We start from the raw sequence: 19,818 nt of genomic DNA, 5'->3' as shown, positions 1-19,818 counted from the left end.
CCGCCTAGCCGACGCTCTTCGTTGGGAAGGGCACCACCGTGGCGGCGTCCTCGGCCAGGCGCAGGCGGCCGCGCTCTTCGGACCTGCGCAGCTCCTGCTGCAGGTGGGGCGCCATGAAGTCGATGAAGGCGCGCACCCTGGGCGTATCCTTGAGCTCGCGGCGGGTCACGATCCACGAGCTGGAACGCCCCTCCTCGATGATGTCCGAGCAGCGGACGAGGTCGCGGTCTGCGTCGGCGATGGTGCAGGGCAGGGCGCCGATGCCCAGCCCGGCCTTCACCGCGTACATCAGGCTGCCCATGCTGTTTGAGCGGGTGATCGGCGGCTTGCCGCCGGCGTGCTGCATCATCCAGGTGGCGCCCGGCAGCTCGCCCATCTCGGTGGTCACGTCGATCAGGTCGTGGTCCTTCAGGCCTTCCGGCGAGGCGGGGACGCCGCGCCGGCTGGCATAGTCGCGGCTGCAGTACAGCGCCATCTCATGGTCGCCGATCTTGCGCGCCACCAGATCCGAAACCTCCAGCGCCTTGGTCGTGCGGATCGCCAGGTCGGCCTCGCCGGCCTGGAGGTCCAGCTGCCGATCGGTGATCACCAGGTCGACCTGGACATCCGGATGCACCTTGCGGAACTCGACCAGGGCCGGGATGACCATGGTGTTCGCCACGAGTTCGTTGGTGGTGAACCGCAACGCGCCCGAAACGCCGCGCATCTGGCTGGCCGCGTGGTTGGCGAAGCGGATCGCCGCCCGCTCGACCCCCTCGGCCTCGACGATCAGCGATTGGCCGGCCTCGGTCAGGCGGCTGCCGGTCTGGCCACGCTCGAACAGCTTGAAGCCCAGGTCATGTTCCAGGCTCTCGATCCGCCGCGCGACGGTGGTCTGGTTGACGCCCAGCGCCTTCGACGCGGCCAGCGTCGAGCCGCCGCGCGCCACGGCCAGGAACGCCTTGAGGTCATTCCAGTCGAACATGGCGCCATTCTGCGGTTGTGCAGACCCTTCCTGCAAGAGCGCTGATTGCCGGGGCGCAGGCGAGGGCCGATCCTTTCTCCCCCTCGGCGGCGGCGATCCCGCCCAGATGACATCCTCGTAAGCTTCCGGCGCGGCGGTTGGGTGCTAGACAGGCCTGACCTTGCCCCAAACGGGATGCTCCATGCTCCGCACGTTCCGCGCCGCCGGCCTCGCCGTCCTCCTCGCCACCACGGCCCTCGCGCCCGCTGCGCTTCCCGGCCTCGCCCAGGCGGCGGAAGTCCCGCCCATCAAGTTCACCTCGCGGACCCTGCCCAACGGCCTGAAGGTCTATGCCTCTCTCGACCGCTCGACCCCGAACGTCTCGGTGCAGGTCTGGTACGGCGTCGGTTCCAAGGACGACCCGCAGGGCCGCTCGGGCTTCGCACACCTCTTCGAACACCTGATGTTCAAGGCCACGCGCAACATGCCGTCGGAGACGTTCGACCGCATGACCGAGGACGTAGGCGGGTTCAACAACGCCTCCACCGCCGACGACTTCACCGACTACTTCGAAGTGGTGCCCGCCAACCACCTGGAGCGGCTGATCTGGGCCGAGGCCGATCGGATGAGCACGCTGGTGGTCGACGAGGCGGTGTTCAAGTCCGAGCGCGACGTGGTGAAGGAGGAGCTGCGCCAGCGGGTGCTGGCCTCGCCCTACGGCCGGCTGATGGCGCTGTACCTGCCCCAGGCCAGCTACACGACCCACCCCTACAAGCGGCCGGGGATCGGCTCCATCGAGGAGCTGGACGCGGCCACCGTCGACGACGTCCGGGCGTTCCACCGCACCTATTACCGCCCGGACAACGCGGCCCTGGTCGTCGTCGGCAACTTCGATCCCGCGAGGCTTGACGCCTGGGTCGACCGCTACTTCGGCCCCCTGAAGAATCCGGACCAGCCCCTGCCCCGGGTCAAGGTGAAGGAGCCGCCGCGCACCAAGGCGGGCGTGTTCGACGGCTATGGCCCCAATGTGCCGCTGCCGGCGGTGGTGCTCTCGTGGCAGGGCGCTGCCGCGTCGGATCCCGACGCCCCGGCGCTGAAGGTGCTGGACGCCATCCTGTCGGCCGGCAAGTCGTCGCGGCTCTACAACAGCCTGGTCTATGACAAGCAGATCGCGGTGGAGGCGTTCTCCAACGCCGATCTGCCCCAGGACCCCGGCCTGTTCATGGTCGGCGCCATCATGTCGAACGGCAAGACCATCGCCGATGGGGAGGCCGCCCTGCTGGCCGAGGTAAAGCGCCTGCGCGACGCCCCGCCCACCGCCGCCGAACTGACCGAGGCCAAGAACGAGCTGTTGGCCGGCGCCCTGCGGTCTCGCGAGACGATCGAGGGGCGTGGAAGCGCGATCGGCTATGCGCTGACCGTGGACGGCGACGCCAACGCGGTGAACACGGAACTGGCGGAACTGCAGGCGGTGACCGCGGCCGATGTCCAGCGGGTGGCGGCCAAGTACCTGGCCGAAGACCGCCGCATGACGATCCGCTATCGCCCTGAGAGCGAGCGCCCCAAGGGCGAGGCCACGCCGCCGGCCCCGCCGCCGCCGAAGCAGGTGGCCACGTACGACGGCCCCGTTTTCACCCTCGCGCCTGAGGCCGAGCGCGTGAAGCCCCCGGGCATCGGCGAACCGATCCAGCCGGTCCTGCCCAAGCCGGCGGAGCGCGTGCTGGACAATGGGTTGCGCGTGATCGTGGCCCGATCCTCCGACCTGCCGCTGGTCACCGCCGACCTCACCGTCAAGACCGGCGCCTGGGCCGACCCGCAAGGTCTCGCCGGCGCCGCCAACATGATGGCCGGCATGCTGACCGAGGGGACGAAGACCCGTTCGGCGCAACAGATCGCCAGCGAGGTCGAGAGCCTGGGGGCCAGCCTCTCGTCCGGCGGCGGCCTCGAGTCCTCGTCGGTCACGCTTTCGGCCATGCCCGACAAGCTGCCAGCAGCCCTGGCGATCATGGCGGACGTGACCCAGAACCCGGCCTTCGCCGCCGAGGAGCTGGATCGCCAGCGCGAACAGGCCCTGGATGGCCTGCGCGTCGCCTATCAGCAGCCGGGCTCCGTGGCGGGCTTCGCCGCAGCGCCGGTGATCTACGGCGGCACCCCGTTCGGCCATGCGCCCCAGGGCACGCCCGAGTCCCTGGCCCGCATGAAGACGACCGACCTGGCGACGCTCCACGCGGCCTGGTTCCGGCCGGACAACGCCGTCCTCGTCCTGACCGGCGACATCTCCGCGGAGCAGGGCTTCGCGCTGGCGCAGACCGCCTTTGGCGGGTGGCGCAAGCCCGCCTCCCCCCTGGCCCCGACGCCCGCGATCAGGCCCGCCGGCAAGCCGCGCGCCATCGCCATCGACATCCCGGGCACCGGACAGGCGTCGGTGAACGTCATGAAGCCGGCCATCGCGCGGGACGATCCGGACTATTACCCGGCGATGGTGGCGACGACGGTGCTGGGGGGCGGCTATTCGGCCCGCCTGAACCAGGAAATCCGCATCAAGCGCGGCCTGTCCTACGGCGCCCGCGCCAGCCTCTCGACCGCGCGCACCACGGGGTCGTTCCGCGCCAGCGCCCAGACCAAGAACGAGTCGGCCCCCGAGGTGCTGGACCTGATCAACGCCGAACTCACCAAGCTCGCCGCCACGCCGGCCGGAGCCGACGAGCTGAAGGCGCGCAAGTCGGTGCTGGTTGGCGACTACGGGCGCGATCTGGCGACGTCCGGCGGCCTGGCGGACATTCTCGGCAACCTCGCCCTCTACGGCGTCTCGCTGGACGAGATCGGCCGCTACACCGCCAAGGTCGAGGCCGTCGACGCGGCCCAGGTGCAGGCGTTCGCCCGGCGCGCCTTCGACCCCGCCCAGGCCAGCGTGGTCGTCGCCGGCGACGCCAAGGCGTTCACGGCCGCCCTGAAAGCCAAGCTGCCGACTCTGGAGGTGATCCCGGTCGGGGAGCTCGACCTGGAGAGCCCCACGCTGCGGAAGAAGTAGGCGAGGGTCAGGCCCGCACGTCCCGCCGCCGCCTCAGCCGCGCGCCCAGCAGGCCGAAGCCGAGGATCATGAGCGCCCACGTCCCGGGCTCCGGCACCGGCGTCGTCGGCGGCGGGCCCACCGGGGGGCCGATTGGCGGCTCCACGCCGGGCGGAAACACCGGCGGCTGGTCGATGGGCGGCACGACCGGCGGAGGCGTCACAGTCGGGGGCTCTTCGCCCGGGGGCGTCACCGGGGGCTCGCCCGTGGGCGGCTCCGTGACCGGCGGAAAGACAGGGGGCGGCTCTTCCCCGGGCGGTGCGATGGGCGGGCTCACCGGGTTGCCGGGCGTGCCAGGGCTGATGAGGACCGGCCCCTCGTCGCCGGGTCCCGGCGAGACTATGAAAGGCGGCGCGAAGGTCCCGGCGTCGGGCCCGGGCGCCGGGGCCTCGGGCTCCAGGGGCGCGCGGGCCATGGCCAGCCTCAGCGGCGCGATCGGCGCGGCGGCGGGGCCGGTCTCGCAGATCGTGGCCGACACCAGAGCGTAGGAAAGCGGCGTCGCCAATCGGGCCGCCGCGACGGGCATCGGGGTGGGCGTTGGATAGACCCGGGCCGGCTTCGCCACGGCGACGCGACGCGCGACCGGCGCCTTCTTGCGTGCGGGGCGATGCACGGCGGCCTTGCGAACGGGGCGGGCTTTGCGAACCGCAGGGCCGCTGGCCTTGACGACCCGCGGCTTGGCCGCCGCCGCCGGGCGCGGCTTGGGCGCGCTGCGCAGCATCGCCGCGCGGTACTTGGGCGCCGAGGGCGCGGCGGGCGAGGCCATCGGCACGCGGCTCATCCGCTCCACGCAGTCCTGCGCCCGCGCGCCGTCAGGGAAGACCAGAACGCCACAGAGCACCGCCAACGCCAGCGCCCGGAACCGCCGCGACGCCCAAGATGCGCCGCCTGAACAGATGAGACCCGCCATTCTGGCGAGCCAAAGCCGCCGTAGGCGTGGCTGTTCCCACGGCACGGCTTGCGCGGCGATCAATAAAACTGTGACGAAACTTTCGGGGAGTCAGCGGGTTATGAGCGACTTCCCACGCAGGAATTCACCCCACGCGCGAAGTCCAGCGGCTCGAATCGGATTCTCTCGCCATTAGCGCGAGTCCGGCGGCGATGGACTCCAGCTCCGCGCCCGTCTCGATCCGCCCGGCTTCGAACCGGCGATGGAAGATCGCCCGCACGGCCGGCACCAGGGAGGACCCGCCCGTCAGGAACACCCGGTCCACTCCCTGCGGCGTGAGGCCAGCGTCGGCAAGCGCCGCATCCACGGCGGTCTCGATCTGGCCCAGCTCCGGCGCGATCCACCCCTCGAAGGTCGAGCGCGGCACCTCGCGCACGATGCTGATGGAGCCCGCCTCGAACCGGAACTCCGCGACCTCCTGCGACGACAGCGCTTCCTTGAGCCGGGAGACGGCGCGGTAGAGCCGGTAGCCGTAGTTCTCGTCCAGGGTCTCGATCAGCCGGGCGATTTTCTCCGGCTCCACCGCGTCGCGCTCGAGCCGGCGGATCTCGCGCATGTCGCGGCTGGCCCGCATGAGCGCCAGCTGGTCCCAGCGGGCGAAGGCGGCATAGTAGCGGTTGGGCGTCGGCAGCACCTTGCCCATGGAGGTGTAGCTCGACCCCTTGCCCAGCTCGGGCGAAACCAGGTTGTCGATGATCCGATAGTCGAACGCATCGCCCGCCACACCCACGCCCGCCCGGCCCAGCGGAATGGCCCGCATGGCTCCGGCCTGACGCTCGAAGCGGATGATCGAGAAGTCCGAGGTGCCGCCGCCGAAGTCGCCGACCAGCACCGTGGCGTCGTGGTCCAGCTCGCGGGCGAAGAAGAAGGCGGCGCCCACGGGCTCGTACGCATAGAGCACCTCCTTCACGCCCATCCGATGAAAGGCCGTCTCGTACCGCGAGAGCGCGAGGCCCTCATTGGGAGACCCGCCCACGAACTTCACCGGCCGGCCCACGATCACCCGCTCCGGCAGCCCCCCGAGCTCCGCCCCAGCATAGTCGCGGACCTTCAGCAGGAAGGTGGAGAGCAGGTCTTCGAACCGATAGCGCCGGCCCAGGATCTGGGTCTCGGTGAAGCTCTCCTGGGCCGCGAAGCTCTTGAAGGACTGGATGAACCGGGTCTCGGCCGGATCCTCCACATAGGCCTCGATCGCCCAGGGCCCGGCCGCGATCGACCGCTCGCTGGGCGCGTCCGGCGGCGCGTAGAACGACAGGCACGAGCGGAAGGCGAACAGCTCGCCCTCGGGCGCCGGAAACCGCACCAGGCGCGCGGGGCCGCTCTCGTCGGCCAGCGACAGGACGGTGTTGGTGGTCCCGAAATCGATGCCGAGACTGTAGGGCGTACTTCGACCGTTCATCGGCCGTGCTCCTTGTGCCGGGGAGGGACGACGGATCGCCCGCCCCCCGCTCGGCGCACGACCTCAGAACAGCGGCGCGAGGCCCCGCATCATTCGGACAGCTCCGCCAGCGGACGGTCGTAGGCGCACATGGTGGCCATGTTCAGGATCTTGGACACCGACGCACCCAGCGGGCAGATCTGCACCGGCTTGGACAGGCCCAGCAGGATCGGCCCCAGCACCTCGGCCCCGCCCAGCGACTTCACCAGCTGGGTCGAGATCGCGGCCGAGTGGATCGCCGGCATGATCAGCACATTGGCCGGGCCGGTCAGCCGCATGAACGGATAGGCGCCGCGGCTTTCCGGATCCAGCGCCAGCTCCGGCGGCATCTCGCCCTCATATTCGAAGTCGATGCCCTCCATCTCGTCCAGCATGGCGACGGCGTCGCGCACCCGCTCCGAGCGCTCGCCCATCGGATTGCCGAAGGTGGAATAGCTCATGAAGGCGACGCGCGGCTCGTAGCCCAGGGTCCGGACCGCGCGGGCGGCCTCGATCCCGATCTCCACCAGCTCCTCCGCCACCGGCATCTCGGTGACGTTGGTGTCGGCGATGAACAGGGTGTGGCCCTTGGCCATGACCACGCTCATCCCGATCACCCGGCCGTCGGGCGCGGGGTCGATGACGTTGAGCACCTCTTCCAGCACCTGGTCGAAGTTGCGGGTCACGCCGGTGACCATGCCGTCGGCGTGGCCCAGGGCGACCAGGGCCGCGCCGAAGCTGTTGCGGTCCTGGTTGATCAGGCGCTGGACGTCGCGGCGCAGGTAGCCCTCGCGCTGCAGACGCCCGTAGAGGTAGTCCACCGAGGCCTGGTTGTGGTGCGAGACCCGCGCGTTCAGCACCTCGATATTGGCCTCGGCCGGGTCGAGGCCCGCCGCGCGCATGTTCTCGTGCACCAGCTCTTCGCGGCCCACCAGGATCGCCTTGCCCAGGCCCTGGGTCTGGAAGGCGTAGGCGGCGCGGATGACGCTCTGCTCCTCGCCCTCGGCGAAGACGATGGTCTTCTGCGGCCCGCTCAGCACCACCCCCTGCAGCTTCTGCAGGAAGGCGGCGGTGGGATCCATCCGCTGCGCCAGCGAGGCGCGGTAGGCGTCCATGTCCGCGATGGGCTTGCGGGCCACCCCGGTGTCCATGGCCGCCTGGGCGACGAACGGCGGGATGTAGGCGAGCAGCCGCGGGTCGAAGGGCGTGGGGATGATGTACTCGGGCCCGAACTTCAGCTGGGCGCCGTGGTAGGCCGCGGCCACCTCGTCCGGCACGTCTTCCCGCGCCAGCATCGCCAGGGCGTTCGCCGTGGCGATCTTCATCTCCATGTTGATCTGCCGAGCGCGCACGTCCAGCGCCCCGCGGAACAGGTAGGGGAAGGCCAGCACGTTGTTGACCTGGTTGGGATAGTCGCTGCGCCCGGTGGCCACGATGGCGTCGGGACGAACCTCGTAGACCTCCTCCGGGGTGATCTCGGGGTCCGGATTGGCCATGGCGAAGATGATCGGCCGCGGGGCCATGGTTGCGACCAGGTCCTTGGTCAGGGCCCCCTTGGCCGAGACGCCGATGAACACGTCCGCGCCGACCAGCGCTTCGGCCAGGGTCCGCTTGTCGGTCTCGACCGCGTGGGCGGACTTCCATTGGTTCATGTCGTCCTGGCGGCCGCGGTACAGCACGCCCTTGCGGTCGACGGCGATGACGTTCTCCGGCTTCACGCCCATCGCCTTGATCAGGCCCAGGGTGGCGATGCCCGCCGCGCCGGGGCCGTTCAGCACGACCTTCACTTCCGACAGCTTGCGGCCGGTGATCTCGCAGGCGTTGATCAGGCCCGCCGAGCAGATGATGGCGGTGCCGTGCTGGTCGTCGTGGAAGACCGGGATGTCGAGCAGTTCCTGCAGCTCGGTCTCGATCCGGAAGCAGTCGGGGGACCGGATGTCTTCCAGGTTGATGCCGCCGTAGGTGACGCCGATGTTCTTGACCACGGTGATGATCTCGTCGGGGTCGGTGCAGCTCATCTCCACGTCGATGGCGTCCACGTCGGCGAAGCGCTTGAAGAGCACGCCCTTGCCTTCCATCACCGGCTTCGAGGCCAGCGCGCCCAGGTTGCCCAGGCCGAGGATCGCCGTGCCGTTCGAGATCACGGCTACCAGGTTGCCCTTGGACGTGTACTCGTAGGCCAGCTCGGGATCCTTCGCGATCGCCAGCACCGGCACGGCCACGCCCGGGGAGTAGGCCAGGCTGAGGTCCCGCTGGGTGCTCATCGGCTTGGTCGCCGTGACACCGATCTTCCCGGGCGTCGGGTAGCGGTGGAAGCTCAGCGCCTCCTCGTCCGTGAAGGTGCGTTTCTCGACCTGATCCATGCGCGCTTTGCCCCGTCCCCCGGGCTCTGTCTGAAAAGAAGCGCCAACCTATAGACCCGGACCCAGGCGGACAACGCTTCCCGCGGCCATGAGTCACGCAAGGGGAGCTTCAGCGTGAGGAACCATCACCGGCGCTATGGGTTGTGTGATGCCGGGTGCGGGGGCGCGCATATGGGAGCATGCATGCCTATGAATAAACGCCTTGCCTTCGCCGCCGCTGCGGCGCTCGCCCTGACCTCCGCGCCGGCCCTGGCGCAGAGCACGCAGGCCGATCCCGCGACGCCGCCCTCCACGGCCGCGACGCCTGCCACGCCGGCCACCCCGGCGACGCCCGCGGAACCCGGTGTCTCGTCGGCCACGCCGGCGACCCCCGCGACGGCCGCAACGCCGCCCGCTGACGACACGGCCACCACCTCGACGGGCACGAGCGCCACGGGCGCTGCCGCGGCCAGCGCCTCGGCGTCCGGCGCGGACGTCAGCGTCACCACCGGCATGGACGTGAAGGACAACACCGGCGCGACCATCGGCAAGGTCTCGGACGTCAAGACCGGCGCCGACGGCAAGAAGACCGCCACCATCAAGATGGGCGCCGACACCTTCGCGGTCGACACCTCCAGCCTCGCCGTCGATGGCGGCGCGGCCACGGTCAACGCCACCCAGGCCGAGATCAAGGGCATGCTGAAGAAGAAGTAGTCTCTTCGGCGAAGCCTGAACGAGGGCGGCCGGCCTGGCCGCCCTTTTTCATGCGTGCGGCGCGGGCCCGCAGATCAGCGCCACCGCCCCGCGCCCGATCGCCTTCAGCTCCGGGCCGCCGACACCCGTTCGGGCCCGCACGGCCAGGGTGTGGAACGTGGCGCTGGCCATGGGCCCCGCCACGGCCGGCGTAATCCCGGGCGCCAGCTCGGCCGCGCTGCGCTGGAACCGGGCGGTGAAGGCCGCATCCGTCTCGGCGATGAACCGGGAAAGCAGGTCCCGCGCCGCCGGATCGTCCACGGCCTGGGTGACCGCGGTGCCGATCAGGAAGCAGCCGCGCTGACCGACCTCGCCCGCGCGATAGATGTCGACAGTCCGGTCGAAGATCACCTGAAGGATCTGGCGCAGCGGAATCTCCGTCGCCAGCGCGGCCGAGAGCGCGGCGCCAGCCTCCCGCCGCGAGCGGTCCAGCGCGGCCATGTAGAGGGCGTGCTTGTCCCCGAACGCCGCATAGAGGCTCGGCCGGTTCAGGCCGGTCGCGGCGGCCAGGTCGTCCAGTGAGGTGGCGGCGTAGCCCAGGTTCCAGAACACGGCGCGGGCGCGGTCCAGCACCTCGTCCGGATCGAACGAGCGCGGCCGGCCCCGGGGCTTCGCCTCTTTTTGTACCATTCCGCAAAGAATCCTTGACCGCCGCTATTTTGTGCGAAACGGTACGAATATCAACCAGCGCCTCGGGAGGATCCCATGGACATCTATTTCTCGCCGCTCGCCTGCTCGTTGGCCAGCCGCATCACACTGTACGAAAGCGGCCAGGACGCCACCTTCCAGAAGGTCGACACCAAGGCCGGCCGCACGGCCTCGGGCGAGGACTATCGCCGGATCAACCCCAAGGGCCTTGTGCCCGCGCTCCGCACGGACGACGGCCTCGTGCTCACCGAGAACGCGGCGATCCTGCAGTACCTCGCCGACCGGAAACCCGAGGCGGGCCTCGCCCCCTCGGGCTTCGCCCGCTACCAGCTCCAGCAATGGCTGAGCTTCATCGGCTCGGAGCTGCACAAGACGGTGTTCACGCCGCTGCTCAGCCCCACCTGGCCGGCGGACGGCAAGGCGAAGGCGAAAGAGGACGCGGCCTCGCGCCTGGCCTATTTGAACCAGCACCTGACCGGACGCGAATGGCTGCTGGACGACTTCAGCGTCGCCGACGCCTATCTGGCCGCGGTGCTCAACTGGAACATGGCCGTGAAGCTGGACTTCTCGCCCTACCCGGCCCTCCAGGCCTACCAGCAGCGGCTCGCGGGCCGACCGGCCGTGGGCAAGGCGATGCAGGAAGAATTCGCCCTCTTCCAGCCAGCATGAAAAAGGCGGCGCATCGCGCCGCCCTTAAGCGAACCGCAGAAGGCGCAGAATGCGCAGAAGGGTGGTCGCCCGACCTTCTGCGTTCTTCCGCATTTTCTGCGGTTTAAGGCCTGCGGCTTAGCCGATCATGTCCTTGACGGTGTCGCGCTCGCCGATCAGCTCGTCGTTGGTGATCTTGATCTTCGACTTGGCGAAGTCGTCCATCTCGTAGGACATGATCACCTCATAGGCGCCCGGCGCGGTGGTCTTCACCGGCATGCCGGCCCAGACGCCCTCGGCGAAGCCGTAGCGGCCCTCGCTGGACACCGCCACCGAGTGGATCGCGCCCGGGGTCGACAGGTCGCGGACGTGGTCGATCAGGGCGTTGGCCGCCGACGCCGCCGAGGACTGGCCGCGGGCGTCGATGATCGCCGCCCCGCGCTTGCCCACCGTCGGCAGGTATTCGGTCTCGAGCCAGGCACGGTCGGTGATCACGTCGGTGACCGCCTTGCCGCCGATCTTGGCGTGGGTGAAGTCGGCGAACATCGTCGGGCTGTGGTTGCCGTAGATGAACAGGTCGCTGACCTCGTTGATCGACACGCCGGCCTTCTTGGCCAGCTGGGCGCGGCCGCGGTTCTCGTCCAGGCGCACCATGGCGGTGAAGCGGTCGGCGGTCAGGCGCTTGGCCTGGCTGGCGGCGATCATCACGTTGGTGTTGCAGGGGTTGCCCACCACCGCGATGCGGGCGTCGTCGGCGGCGACCTTGTCGATCGACTGGCCCTGCGCGATGAAGATCTTGCCGTTGTCCTTCAGGAGGTCGGCGCGCTCCATGCCGGGGCCTCGGGGCTTGGAGCCCACCAGCAGGCACCAGTTGGCGTCCTTGAACGCCACGTCGGCGTCGCCGGTCAGCACCATGTCCTGCAGCAGCGGGAAGGCGCAGTCTTCCAGTTCCATGGCGACGCCCTTCAGCGCCTTCTGGGGGCCTTCCACCGGGATCTCCAGCAGTTGCAGGATCACCGGCTGGTCCTTGCCCAGCATCTCGCCCGAGGCGATGCGGAACAGCAGGGCGTAACCGATGTTGCCGGCCGCGCCGGTGACCGCCACGCGAATGGGCTTCTTCGCCATGATACTGCTCCGTGTTGAAATGTCGGCGGGTCCGTAGCCCGTTGACGCCCATGCTGCAATGCCGCACGCGCTATCGGCGATGTTCGAGCTGCACCCCGCCTTCCCGCCGACCTCCGAAGCGCTGGGCGACCTCGCGCTCAGCCATGTCCGCCTGCAGGCGGACGCGCGCTATGCCTGGGTCGTCCTGATCCCGCGCATCGCGGGGGCGCGCGAACTAGAGGACCTGTCCGCGAACGACCGCGCCGCCCTGATGGAAGAGATCGTGCGCGCCGGGGCCGCGGTCCGGGCCGTGGGCGCCGCCCTCGTGCGCCCCATCGAGAAGCTCAACGTCGGCCAGCTGGGCAACGTCACACCCCAGCTTCACGTCCATATCGTCGGCCGCCGCGCTGACGATCCCGCCTGGCCGGGCCCCGTCTGGGGCGTGGGGACGGCGGAGGCCTATGCGCCGGACGCCCTGGTCCAGGCGATCGCCGCGGCGAAAGAGGCCCTGGGCCTGTAACCACCTTTGGCTAGCGCCGGATCAGGCTCACCGTCTCGCGCCGTCCGCCTTCGACGAGCTCGCCGGACCAGCGGTCGCCCTGCGGATGCAGCTCCGCCACGATCCCGTCGGCGAACCGGAACGTCAGCCGGCCGCCCGTCCGCTCCACGATGTCGAAGAAGCCGTAGGCGTCCAGCGCCCCGCTTCGCCGCAGATCGCGCCAGGCGCCCTCCACGGCCCCGTTGCGGTCGGTGAGCTGCAGGGCATACAGCGCCTGTCCGCCCGCCGAGAGCGTCCAGCCGCCGTCCATCGGCCCTTGAAAGCCCTGCACGGACGCCGCCGACGAACGCAGCCGGCTGTCGTAGGCCGCTTCGGTGGGCGTCGCCGGCGCGTCGGGATTCTTGCCGGTCTCATGGACGAAGACGGGCGCGGTCAGGGTCGGGTGCGGAGGCGGAACATAGGGGCGGTAGGGTTGCGGGCCGGCCGGCAGTCCCGGGTCCTGTTCCGCGTTCGGCGAGACGGACGTGTCCTCCGCCTCCTCGACGTCGGCGTCCTTGGGCAGCGGGCGCAGCAGCGCGTCGATCGGATCCTGGGCGGGCTGCGATCGCGCCGCGGGCGCCGCCAGCACCACCAGGCCGAGGGCCAATCCCGCCGCGGCCCGCCTCATGCGGCTTCCCGCGCGGCGATCGCCTCGGCGACCGACAGCAGCCGCTTCGCCTCGGCGAAGTGCAGCCGCTCCACCATGCGCCCCTCGACCTTCAGTACGCCCCGGCCGGCATTTTCCGGCTGTTCGAACGCGCTCACGACGGTCCGGGCCCAGGCCAAGGCGTCGGGATCGGGCGTGAAGGCGGCATTGGCGGGCTCGACCTGGGTCGGATGGATCAGGGTCTTGCCGTCGAAACCGAAGGCGGCCGACTGGGCGCACTGGCGCGCGAGACCCTCGGCGTCGGCGATCTCGTTGAACACCCCGTCCAGGATCGCCAGCCGGTGCGCGCGGGCGGCCATCAGGGCCAACGACAACGCCGTCACCAGCGGCTCGCGATCCACAGTGAGGACGCACCGCATCTCCTTGGCCAGGTCGTTCGACCCGATCACCCAGGCGTCAACGCCCACGTTCACGGATTCCACGCCGAGGGCGTCCAGCCGGAACAACGCCGCGCAGGTTTCGATCATCGCCCAGATCGGCAGGCCCTCGCCCAGTCGCGCCCGCGCCGCGGACAGGTCCTCGGGCGTCGAGACCTTGGGGATCAGCACGGCGTCCGGCCGCGCCGCGACCGCCGCCGCCAGGTCTTCCTCGCCCCAGGGGGTGTCCAGGCCGTTCACGCGGATGACCACCTCGCGACCCCCGAAGCCGCCGGCCTTCACCGCCTCGACCGCGCCGGCCCGGGCCTCCGCCTTGGCGTCGGGCGCGACCGCGTCCTCCAGGTCCAGGATCACCACGTCGCACGGCAGGGCGCGCGCCTTGTCCACCGCCCGCGCGTTGGACGCCGGCAGGTAGAGCGCGCTGCGGCGGGGGCGGGCGATGCGGTTCATGTGGACAGCGGCTCCTTCGCGCATTGGCGATACGCAGGTTCTAGCGTTTAGGATGTGCCCATGGCTACGCGCCCGATCCGCTACGACGCCGGCGCCCGGAACGTCCTCGGCGGCGAACTGGTCCCCTGTTCGCTGGACCCGGTGACCGGGTTCTTCCGCAATGGCTGCTGCGAGACCGGCCCGCACGACGTGGGCATGCACACGGTCTGCGCCGTGATGACGGCCGAATTCCTCAGCTATTCCAGGAGCGTGGGCAACGACCTGTCCACGCCCCGGCCCGACCTCGGCTTCACCGGACTGAAGCCCGGCGACCGCTGGTGCCTGTGCGCCCCGCGCTGGAAGGAAGCCCTGGATTCCGGCGCCGCCCCGCAGGTGGTCCTGGAGAGCACCCACGAGGAGACCCTGGCCATCGTGCCGCTGGGCGTCCTCAAGGACCACGCGGTCAAGGCTTGACGATCTCCACGGCCCATTGACCCGGCGCGCGGCGCGCGGGAACTAGCGTTGGCCCGCCGGAAACCTGGAGAGACCGTCCTGTCCGCAGCCCCCATCAAGATCGCCGTCGCCGGCGCGCTGGGCCGCATGGGCCAGGCGGTGACCGCCGCCGTGCAGGCCGATCCGACGCTCGATCTCGTGGCCCGTTTCGACCGTCCCGAGGCCGAGGGCCAGGGTCTGGTCACAGCGGATGAGGCGCTGGCCGCCGCGGCCGTCGTCATCGACTTCACCACCCCCGCCGCCTCCGCCGCCCTGGCGCAGCGGGCAGGCCAACGCGGCGTCGCCCTGGTGATCGGCGCCACGGGCGCCACCGACGACCAGCGGGCGGCCATCGCCAGCGCCGCGACACAGATCCCCATCGTCTTCGCCGGCAACTACTCGCTGGGCCTCAACATGCTCATGGGCCTCGTCGCCCAGGCGGCCCGGGCGCTGCCGGCCGAGACCTACGACATCGAGATCTTCGAGGCCCACCACCGGCACAAGGTCGACGCCCCGTCGGGTACGGCCCTGATGCTGGGCGAGGCCGCGGCCAAGGGGCGCGGCGTCAGCCTCTCGCAGGTCGCCCGCCGCGCGCGCGACGGCATCACCGGCGAGCGGCCGGTGAACGAGATCGGCTTCTCGGTGCTGCGCGGCGGCGGCATCGTCGGCGAGCACAGCGTCACCTTCGCCGCCGACGACGAGATCCTGACCCTCAGCCATTCGGCCCGCGACCGGGGACTGTTCGCCCGCGGCGCGGTGGCCGCGGCCCGCTGGGTCGCCGGCCGGCCGCCGGGACTCTACGACATGCAGGACGTGCTGGGTTTCGCGAAGGCCTGACCGCGATGGGTGAGTTCCTCGACCAGGACGCCACCAGCCAGCTCATCGCCCTGGCCTCCAAGCGCGTCTCGGCGGTGGAGCTGCTGAAGGCGGCTCTCGCCCGCCACGCCCAGACGCACGGCGACCTGAACGCCGTGGTGGCCGCCGATCCGGAGCGGGCGCTGGAGCGCGCCCGGGCGCTCGACGACGCTCGCGCGCGCGGCGAACCCCTGGGGCCGCTGGCCGGCCTGCCGATGACGGTGAAGGACACGTTCGACGTCTCGGGCATGGCCGCGTCCTCCGGCCTGCCCGAACTGCGCCGCCGGATGACCGAGGACGCCGCCGCCGTGGGCCATGCCCGGCGGGCCGGCGCGATCGTCTGGGGCAAGACCAACGTGCCCGTCATGGCCGCCGACTGGCAGAGCGCCAACGCCCTCTATGGCGCCACGAACAATCCCTGGGACCTCAAGCGGACGCCCGGCGGCTCGTCGGGCGGCGCGGCGGCGGCGCTGGCGGCGCGGGTGACGCCGCTGGAGATCGGGTCCGACATCGGCGGGTCCCTGCGCGTCCCCGCCAGCTTCTGCGGCGTGTTCAGCCACAAGCCGACCTGGGGACTGGTCAGCCAGCGCGGCCACGTCCCGCCCAGCCCCGGCTCCCACGCCGAACGCGACCTGAACGTCATCGGCCCGATGGCGCGGTCCGCCCGGGATCTGCGCCTGCTGCTGTCCGTCATCGAGAACGGCCCCCGCGCGCCCAAGGCCGATCCCGCCTACCTGAAGGAGACCCGGATCGGTCTCTGGCTCGACGACCCGCTCTGTCCGCTCGATTCCGAGGTGCGCGGCGTGATCCAGGCCTTCGCCGATCAGCTGCGCGAGGCCGGCGTCGAGGTCGAGACGATACCCAGCCCGGTCGACATGCGCGCCCTGCTGCACGCCTACATGACCCTGCTGGGCGGGGTGCTGGGCGAGGACCTGCCGCCAAAAACGCTGCGCGGCATGGAGCGGATGCGCTTTCTGACGCGCGGCCAGGTCGAACGAGCCGGTCCGCTGTCCAACGCCGCCATGGTCATGGCCTACACCGCCCGGCACACGGAGTGGATGGCCGCCGATGCGGTGCGGGCCCGCCTGCGCACCGAGATCGCGGGCGCGTTCGAAGGCTGGCACGCGATCCTGGCGCCCATCGCCCCGGTGGCCGCCTTCCCGCACGACCGGCGCGCCTTCCAGCGGCGCACCCTCGCCACCTCCGACGGCCGGACGCTGCCCTACAACGCAATGCTCACCTGGATCTCGGTGGCGACGGCCCTGCGCCTGCCCGCCACCGCCGTACCCGTCGGGTTCACCGCCGGCGGCCTGCCCGTGGGCGCCCAGCTCATCGGCCCCCACGCGGGCGACGCCCGCACCCTCGCCATCGCCCAGGCCATCGACGAGAACATCCGCGGCTACGTCGCCCCGCCCCTGTAAGCCTTAGCCCTCCGCCAGCTCCACCCACACCGCCGCATGGTCGCTGGCGCCGGCCCGGGCCCGAAACGCCCGGTCGACGCCGGCGCCGCTTAGCCGCGACGCGACGCCAGGGCTCAGCAGCAGGTGGTCGATCCTAAGGCCGGCGTCGCGCTCCAGGGCGCCGCGCCAGTACTTCCAGAAGGTGTAGATCGTCTCGTCCGGGAACTGCGCCCGCAGTGCGTCGGTCCAGCCCTGCGCCAGCAGTCGCGCGTAGGACGCCCGCACCTCGGTGTGGAACAGGGCGTCGTCCAGCCAGCGCTCGGGCGCATAGACGTCCCGCGGCTCGGGGATGATGTTGAAGTCGCCGGCCAGCACCACCGGCTGGCCGGTGGCGAGCAGGCCTTCGGCATGCTGTTCCAGCCGGGCCAGCCAGGCCTTCTTGAACTCGAACTTCGGCCCCGGCTGCGGATTGCCGTTCGGGGCGTAGAGCGAGGCGACCAGCACCCCGTTCACGGCGGCCTCGACATAGCGGCTCTGGATGTCGCCCCGATCGCCGGGCAGGCCCCGCCGCGTCTCGATGGGCAAGCGTCCCCTGGCCAGGATGGCCACGCCGTTCCAGCGGCTCTGGCCATGCCACACGGCCTCATAGCCGGCCCGGCGCAGCGCGGCCGCGGGGAACTTCTCCTCCGGCGCCTTCAGCTCCTGCAGGCAGACGACGTCGGGCCGAGTCTCCTCCAGCCACGCCAGGAGGGTGTCCAGCCGGCCGTTGACGCCGTTCACATTGTAGGTGGCTATCCGCACGCAGGGGTGAGAACCGCTGCAGGCGGAGCTTGTTCCTTGCGGTCAGCTGGAGCCGGTGGAGCCGAAGCCGCCGGCGCCACGCGCGGTCTCGTCCAGGCTGGCGACCTCGGCCCAGGTCGCCTGGACCACCGGGGCGACCACCAGCTGGGCGATGCGGTCGCCCCGGCGGATCGTGAAGGCCTCGGGGCCGTGGTTGATCAGGATGACCTTCACCTCGCCTCGATAGTCGGCGTCCACCGTGCCGGGGCTGTTCAGGCAGGTGATCCCCGACTTCAACGCCAGGCCCGAGCGCGGCCGCACCTGGGCCTCGAAGCCCGCGGGCAGGGCAAAGGCCAGCCCCGTCGGCACTGCGTGGCGGTCGCCGGGGCGCAGGATCACCGGCTCGTCCTCGGGCACCGCCGCGCGCAGGTCCATGCCCGCCGCCTGCGAGGTCTCATAGGCCGGCAGCGGGATGCCCTCGCCGTGCGGCAGGCGGGTGATCGGGACGGTGGGCGACACTCAGAATTCCTCGGCGATGCGGGCGGCGAGCCGGCGGGCGACCTCGCCCTTGGCCATGCGGTCCCATCGCTCGATTCCACCCTTGGAGACTATGGCCACGGCGTTCTGGTCGCCGCCCATCGTCCCCTCGACGCTGACGTCGTTGGCCACGATCCAGTCGCAGCCCTTTCGCTCAAGCTTGGCCTGGGCGTAGGCCTCCACGTCGTTCGTCTCCGCGGCGAAGCCCACCACCAGCTTCGGCCGGGCGGCGGCCTTGGACAGGGTGGCCAGGATGTCGGGGTTCTCGACGAGGGCGATGGCCGGCGGGCCGCCCGCGCCCTTCTTGATCTTGCCGCTCCCGACCGCCTCGGGCCGCCAGTCGGCCACTGCCGCGACGCAGACAGCGATGTCGGCGGGCAGCGCCGCCTCGCACGCAGCCAGCATCTCGCGCGCCGTCTCGATGTTCACCCGCTTTACGCCGGGCGGAGCCGTCAGGGCGGTGGGCCCGCTGACGAGCGTCACCTCCGCGCCCAGCGCCGCCAGGGCCGAGGCGATGGCGTAGCCCTGCTTGCCGGACGAGCGGTTGCTGAGGAACCGCACCGGATCGATGGGCTCGGCCGTCGGGCCCGCGGTGACGATCGCGCGCCGGCCCGCCAACGGCCGCGCCGCCGCGCCGCCGAGCGCGGTGAGGATCGCCGCGAGGATCGCCGGCGGCTCGGCCATCCGCCCCGGCCCGAACTCGCCGCAGGCCATGGCGCCCTCGTCGGGCCCCACGAACAGCACGCCGTCCGCCTTCAGCCGCTCGAAGTTCCGGCGGGTCGCCGCGTGTTCCCACATCCGCACGTTCATCGCCGGCGCCATCAGCACGGGCTTGTCGGTGGCCAGGATCGTGGTCGAGGCCAGGTCGCCCGCGAGGCCGTTGGCGGCCTTGGCCATCAGGTCGGCGGTGGCCGGCGCGACCACCACCAGGTCCGCCGAGCGGCTGAGCTCGATATGGCCCATCTCCGCCTCGTCGGTGAGGCTGAAGAGCTCGGAATAGACCTTGTCCTCGCTCAGGGCCGAAAGGCTCAGCGGCGTGACGAACTCATGGCCCGCCTTGGTCAGGATCGGTCGCACCGCGATGCCCGCCTTGCGCAGCAGCCGGGTCAGTTCCAGCGCCTTGTAGGCCGCGATCCCGCCGCCGACGATGAGGAGAACCCGTTGCTCGGCCAAGGCCCGACACCCCGTCAAAGAGGGCTCCGATGTAGGTCATCCGGCGGGACTCGACAAACGCCACAGCTTGTGTTCATTCTTTGTTCCAGCTCGACCATAAGACGGAACACGAGATGGCTAAATCGACGATTGCAAAGGCGGCCCTGCTGCTGGCCGGCGCGACCCTGATCCTCGCCGCCTGCGACAATGGCCCCTCGGCCGTGGCGCAGAAGCAGGCCGCCGGAACCCAGATGGCCGCCAGCGCCGACGACGCCGGGGCGGACGCCAGCTTCCGCAGCCGCGATGGCGAGCGCGAGGATCGCCGGCGCGAACCGGTCCCGGAGGTCGATGGCAAGCCGATGTGGTCGGCCAGCCGCCGATACTCCGCCCAGGAGAACGCCCAGCGCGCCTTCGACCGCAACGGCCGCGCGTTCGGCGCCGACAACGTCGATGCGTTCGTGGAGAAGGCCCACAGCTTCGTCTCGAACCCGCCCAAGGGGACCCTGACGCTCACCCGCAACAACGGTGACAGGCTGTTCTACGACCCCAAGGGCAATGTCTTCGCCGTCGCCAGCAAGGCGGGCGCGCCCCGCACCATGTTCAAGCCCGACGAAGGCATGGCCTACTGGGAAGAACAGAAGGCCCGCGAGGCCCGCCGGCAGGCCTCCCGCCGCACCCGCGACGACGACGAGGCCTAAAGACTGCCAGGGACTGAGG

General features: G+C 70.8%; 19 protein-coding genes. 8 read left to right on the top strand and 11 right to left on the bottom strand.

The window, feature by feature from the left end; translation table 11 throughout:
- Nucleotides 1–4 precede the first annotated feature (4 nt).
- Nucleotides 5–964, bottom strand: a complete 960-nt coding sequence (locus tag A2790_RS10800) for a LysR family transcriptional regulator (RefSeq protein WP_293391112.1) — start codon at nucleotides 962–964, stop codon at nucleotides 5–7.
- Between the two features lie 181 nt (nucleotides 965–1,145).
- Here A2790_RS10800 and A2790_RS10795 point away from each other — a divergent pair, with 181 nt between their 5' ends.
- Nucleotides 1,146–3,974 (top strand): pitrilysin family protein, encoded by a 2,829-nt coding sequence (locus A2790_RS10795; protein WP_293391109.1) that lies wholly within the window; start codon nucleotides 1,146–1,148, stop codon nucleotides 3,972–3,974.
- A 7-nt stretch (nucleotides 3,975–3,981) separates the two neighbouring features.
- Here A2790_RS10795 and A2790_RS10790 read toward each other — a convergent pair whose 3' ends face one another.
- The 3 genes from A2790_RS10790 to A2790_RS10780 form a co-directional block, all read right to left on the bottom strand.
- Nucleotides 3,982–4,923, bottom strand: coding sequence for a PEPxxWA-CTERM sorting domain-containing protein (locus tag A2790_RS10790; RefSeq protein ID WP_293391106.1), 942 nt, complete (start codon nucleotides 4,921–4,923; stop codon nucleotides 3,982–3,984).
- A gap of 124 nt (nucleotides 4,924–5,047) precedes the next feature.
- Nucleotides 5,048–6,361, bottom strand: coding sequence for an Hsp70 family protein (locus tag A2790_RS10785; protein WP_293391104.1), 1,314 nt, complete (start codon nucleotides 6,359–6,361; stop codon nucleotides 5,048–5,050).
- An 89-nt stretch (nucleotides 6,362–6,450) separates the two neighbouring features.
- The gene (locus A2790_RS10780) at nucleotides 6,451–8,742 is read right to left on the bottom strand and encodes an NADP-dependent malic enzyme (protein ID WP_293391101.1); all 2,292 of its coding nucleotides are present in this window, start codon (nucleotides 8,740–8,742) and stop codon (nucleotides 6,451–6,453) included.
- Between the two features lie 189 nt (nucleotides 8,743–8,931).
- On the opposite strand from A2790_RS10780, the gene A2790_RS10775 reads away from it, so the two are divergent.
- A complete protein-coding gene (locus A2790_RS10775) occupies nucleotides 8,932–9,435 on the top strand; it encodes a hypothetical protein (protein ID WP_293391098.1) in 504 nt (167 codons plus the stop codon).
- Nucleotides 9,436–9,483: 48 nt separating this feature from the next.
- Here A2790_RS10775 and A2790_RS10770 read toward each other — a convergent pair whose 3' ends face one another.
- Nucleotides 9,484–10,104 carry a TetR/AcrR family transcriptional regulator gene (locus A2790_RS10770; protein WP_293391095.1) on the bottom strand — a complete coding sequence of 207 codons (621 nt, stop codon included), beginning with the start codon at nucleotides 10,102–10,104 and terminating at the stop codon, nucleotides 9,484–9,486.
- A 75-nt stretch (nucleotides 10,105–10,179) separates the two neighbouring features.
- On the opposite strand from A2790_RS10770, the gene A2790_RS10765 reads away from it, so the two are divergent.
- Nucleotides 10,180–10,791, top strand: a complete 612-nt coding sequence (locus A2790_RS10765; RefSeq protein ID WP_293391093.1) for a glutathione binding-like protein — start codon at nucleotides 10,180–10,182, stop codon at nucleotides 10,789–10,791.
- 117 nt (nucleotides 10,792–10,908) lie between these two features.
- Here A2790_RS10765 and A2790_RS10760 read toward each other — a convergent pair whose 3' ends face one another.
- Entirely contained in the window at nucleotides 10,909–11,895 is a 987-nt protein-coding gene (locus tag A2790_RS10760) for a malate dehydrogenase (protein ID WP_293391091.1), read from the bottom strand.
- Nucleotides 11,896–11,953: 58 nt separating this feature from the next.
- Between A2790_RS10760 and A2790_RS10755 the strand changes: the two genes are divergently transcribed.
- Complete coding sequence (locus A2790_RS10755; RefSeq protein ID WP_293391089.1) at nucleotides 11,954–12,394, top strand: HIT family protein; 441 nt, start codon at nucleotides 11,954–11,956, stop codon at nucleotides 12,392–12,394.
- Nucleotides 12,395–12,404: 10 nt separating this feature from the next.
- Here the strand turns inward: A2790_RS10755 and A2790_RS10750 are convergent, their stop codons facing one another.
- Together A2790_RS10750 and A2790_RS10745 are read right to left on the bottom strand one after the other, a co-directional pair.
- Nucleotides 12,405–13,040 (bottom strand): hypothetical protein, encoded by a 636-nt coding sequence (locus A2790_RS10750; protein WP_293391087.1) that lies wholly within the window; start codon nucleotides 13,038–13,040, stop codon nucleotides 12,405–12,407.
- Complete coding sequence (locus A2790_RS10745) at nucleotides 13,037–13,906, bottom strand: CoA ester lyase (protein ID WP_293391085.1); 870 nt, start codon at nucleotides 13,904–13,906, stop codon at nucleotides 13,037–13,039. The genes A2790_RS10750 and A2790_RS10745 overlap by 4 nt, the downstream gene beginning before the upstream one ends.
- A gap of 60 nt (nucleotides 13,907–13,966) precedes the next feature.
- Between A2790_RS10745 and A2790_RS10740 the strand changes: the two genes are divergently transcribed.
- Genes A2790_RS10740 through A2790_RS10730 form a run of 3 tightly spaced genes read left to right on the top strand, consistent with a single transcriptional unit; the run spans nucleotide 13,967 to nucleotide 16,653 of the window.
- On the top strand, nucleotides 13,967–14,359 hold the full coding sequence (locus A2790_RS10740) for a DUF2237 domain-containing protein (protein WP_293391083.1): 393 nt from the start codon (nucleotides 13,967–13,969) through the stop codon (nucleotides 14,357–14,359).
- A gap of 48 nt (nucleotides 14,360–14,407) precedes the next feature.
- The gene (gene dapB, locus A2790_RS10735; RefSeq protein ID WP_293391081.1) at nucleotides 14,408–15,214 is read left to right on the top strand and encodes a 4-hydroxy-tetrahydrodipicolinate reductase; all 807 of its coding nucleotides are present in this window, start codon (nucleotides 14,408–14,410) and stop codon (nucleotides 15,212–15,214) included.
- Between the two features lie 5 nt (nucleotides 15,215–15,219).
- Entirely contained in the window at nucleotides 15,220–16,653 is a 1,434-nt protein-coding gene (locus tag A2790_RS10730) for an amidase family protein (protein WP_293391079.1), read from the top strand.
- A 3-nt stretch (nucleotides 16,654–16,656) separates the two neighbouring features.
- Here A2790_RS10730 and A2790_RS10725 read toward each other — a convergent pair whose 3' ends face one another.
- The 3 genes from A2790_RS10725 to coaBC are packed head-to-tail and all read right to left on the bottom strand — an operon-like array spanning nucleotide 16,657 to nucleotide 19,122.
- Nucleotides 16,657–17,433: an exodeoxyribonuclease III gene (locus tag A2790_RS10725; RefSeq protein ID WP_293391077.1), complete on the bottom strand. Its 777-nt coding sequence runs from the start codon at nucleotides 17,431–17,433 to the stop codon at nucleotides 16,657–16,659.
- A gap of 42 nt (nucleotides 17,434–17,475) precedes the next feature.
- Nucleotides 17,476–17,931, bottom strand: coding sequence for a dUTP diphosphatase (dut, locus tag A2790_RS10720; protein WP_293391075.1), 456 nt, complete (start codon nucleotides 17,929–17,931; stop codon nucleotides 17,476–17,478).
- Entirely contained in the window at nucleotides 17,932–19,122 is a 1,191-nt protein-coding gene (coaBC, locus tag A2790_RS10715; protein ID WP_293391073.1) for a bifunctional phosphopantothenoylcysteine decarboxylase/phosphopantothenate--cysteine ligase CoaBC, read from the bottom strand. It abuts the gene before it with no gap.
- 113 nt (nucleotides 19,123–19,235) lie between these two features.
- Between coaBC and A2790_RS10710 the strand changes: the two genes are divergently transcribed.
- A complete protein-coding gene (locus tag A2790_RS10710; protein ID WP_293391071.1) occupies nucleotides 19,236–19,799 on the top strand; it encodes a hypothetical protein in 564 nt (187 codons plus the stop codon).
- Nucleotides 19,800–19,818 lie beyond the last annotated feature (19 nt).

Source organism: Phenylobacterium sp. RIFCSPHIGHO2_01_FULL_69_31, from assembly GCF_001824475.1.
Taxonomy (GTDB): Bacteria; Pseudomonadota; Alphaproteobacteria; order Caulobacterales; family Caulobacteraceae; genus Phenylobacterium.
This window is presented reverse-complemented; position numbering and strand designations above follow the sequence as displayed.

Excerpts from the sequence above, each read along its gene's own strand:
- A2790_RS10800 (WP_293391112.1), bottom strand. The coding sequence starts at position 964 with ATGTTCGACTGGAATGACCTCAAGGCGTTCCTGGCCGTGGCGCGCGGC.
- A2790_RS10795 (WP_293391109.1), top strand. The coding sequence starts at position 1,146 with ATGCTCCGCACGTTCCGCGCCGCCGGCCTCGCCGTCCTCCTCGCCACC.
- A2790_RS10790 (WP_293391106.1), bottom strand. The coding sequence starts at position 4,923 with ATGGCGGGTCTCATCTGTTCAGGCGGCGCATCTTGGGCGTCGCGGCGG.
- A2790_RS10785 (WP_293391104.1), bottom strand. The coding sequence starts at position 6,361 with ATGAACGGTCGAAGTACGCCCTACAGTCTCGGCATCGATTTCGGGACC.
- A2790_RS10780 (WP_293391101.1), bottom strand. The coding sequence starts at position 8,742 with ATGGATCAGGTCGAGAAACGCACCTTCACGGACGAGGAGGCGCTGAGC.
- A2790_RS10775 (WP_293391098.1), top strand. The coding sequence starts at position 8,932 with ATGAATAAACGCCTTGCCTTCGCCGCCGCTGCGGCGCTCGCCCTGACC.
- A2790_RS10770 (WP_293391095.1), bottom strand. The coding sequence starts at position 10,104 with ATGGTACAAAAAGAGGCGAAGCCCCGGGGCCGGCCGCGCTCGTTCGAT.
- A2790_RS10765 (WP_293391093.1), top strand. The coding sequence starts at position 10,180 with ATGGACATCTATTTCTCGCCGCTCGCCTGCTCGTTGGCCAGCCGCATC.
- A2790_RS10760 (WP_293391091.1), bottom strand. The coding sequence starts at position 11,895 with ATGGCGAAGAAGCCCATTCGCGTGGCGGTCACCGGCGCGGCCGGCAAC.
- A2790_RS10755 (WP_293391089.1), top strand. The coding sequence starts at position 11,954 with ATGCCGCACGCGCTATCGGCGATGTTCGAGCTGCACCCCGCCTTCCCG.
- A2790_RS10750 (WP_293391087.1), bottom strand. The coding sequence starts at position 13,040 with ATGAGGCGGGCCGCGGCGGGATTGGCCCTCGGCCTGGTGGTGCTGGCG.
- A2790_RS10745 (WP_293391085.1), bottom strand. The coding sequence starts at position 13,906 with ATGAACCGCATCGCCCGCCCCCGCCGCAGCGCGCTCTACCTGCCGGCG.
- A2790_RS10740 (WP_293391083.1), top strand. The coding sequence starts at position 13,967 with ATGGCTACGCGCCCGATCCGCTACGACGCCGGCGCCCGGAACGTCCTC.
- A2790_RS10730 (WP_293391079.1), top strand. The coding sequence starts at position 15,220 with ATGGGTGAGTTCCTCGACCAGGACGCCACCAGCCAGCTCATCGCCCTG.
- A2790_RS10710 (WP_293391071.1), top strand. The coding sequence starts at position 19,236 with ATGGCTAAATCGACGATTGCAAAGGCGGCCCTGCTGCTGGCCGGCGCG.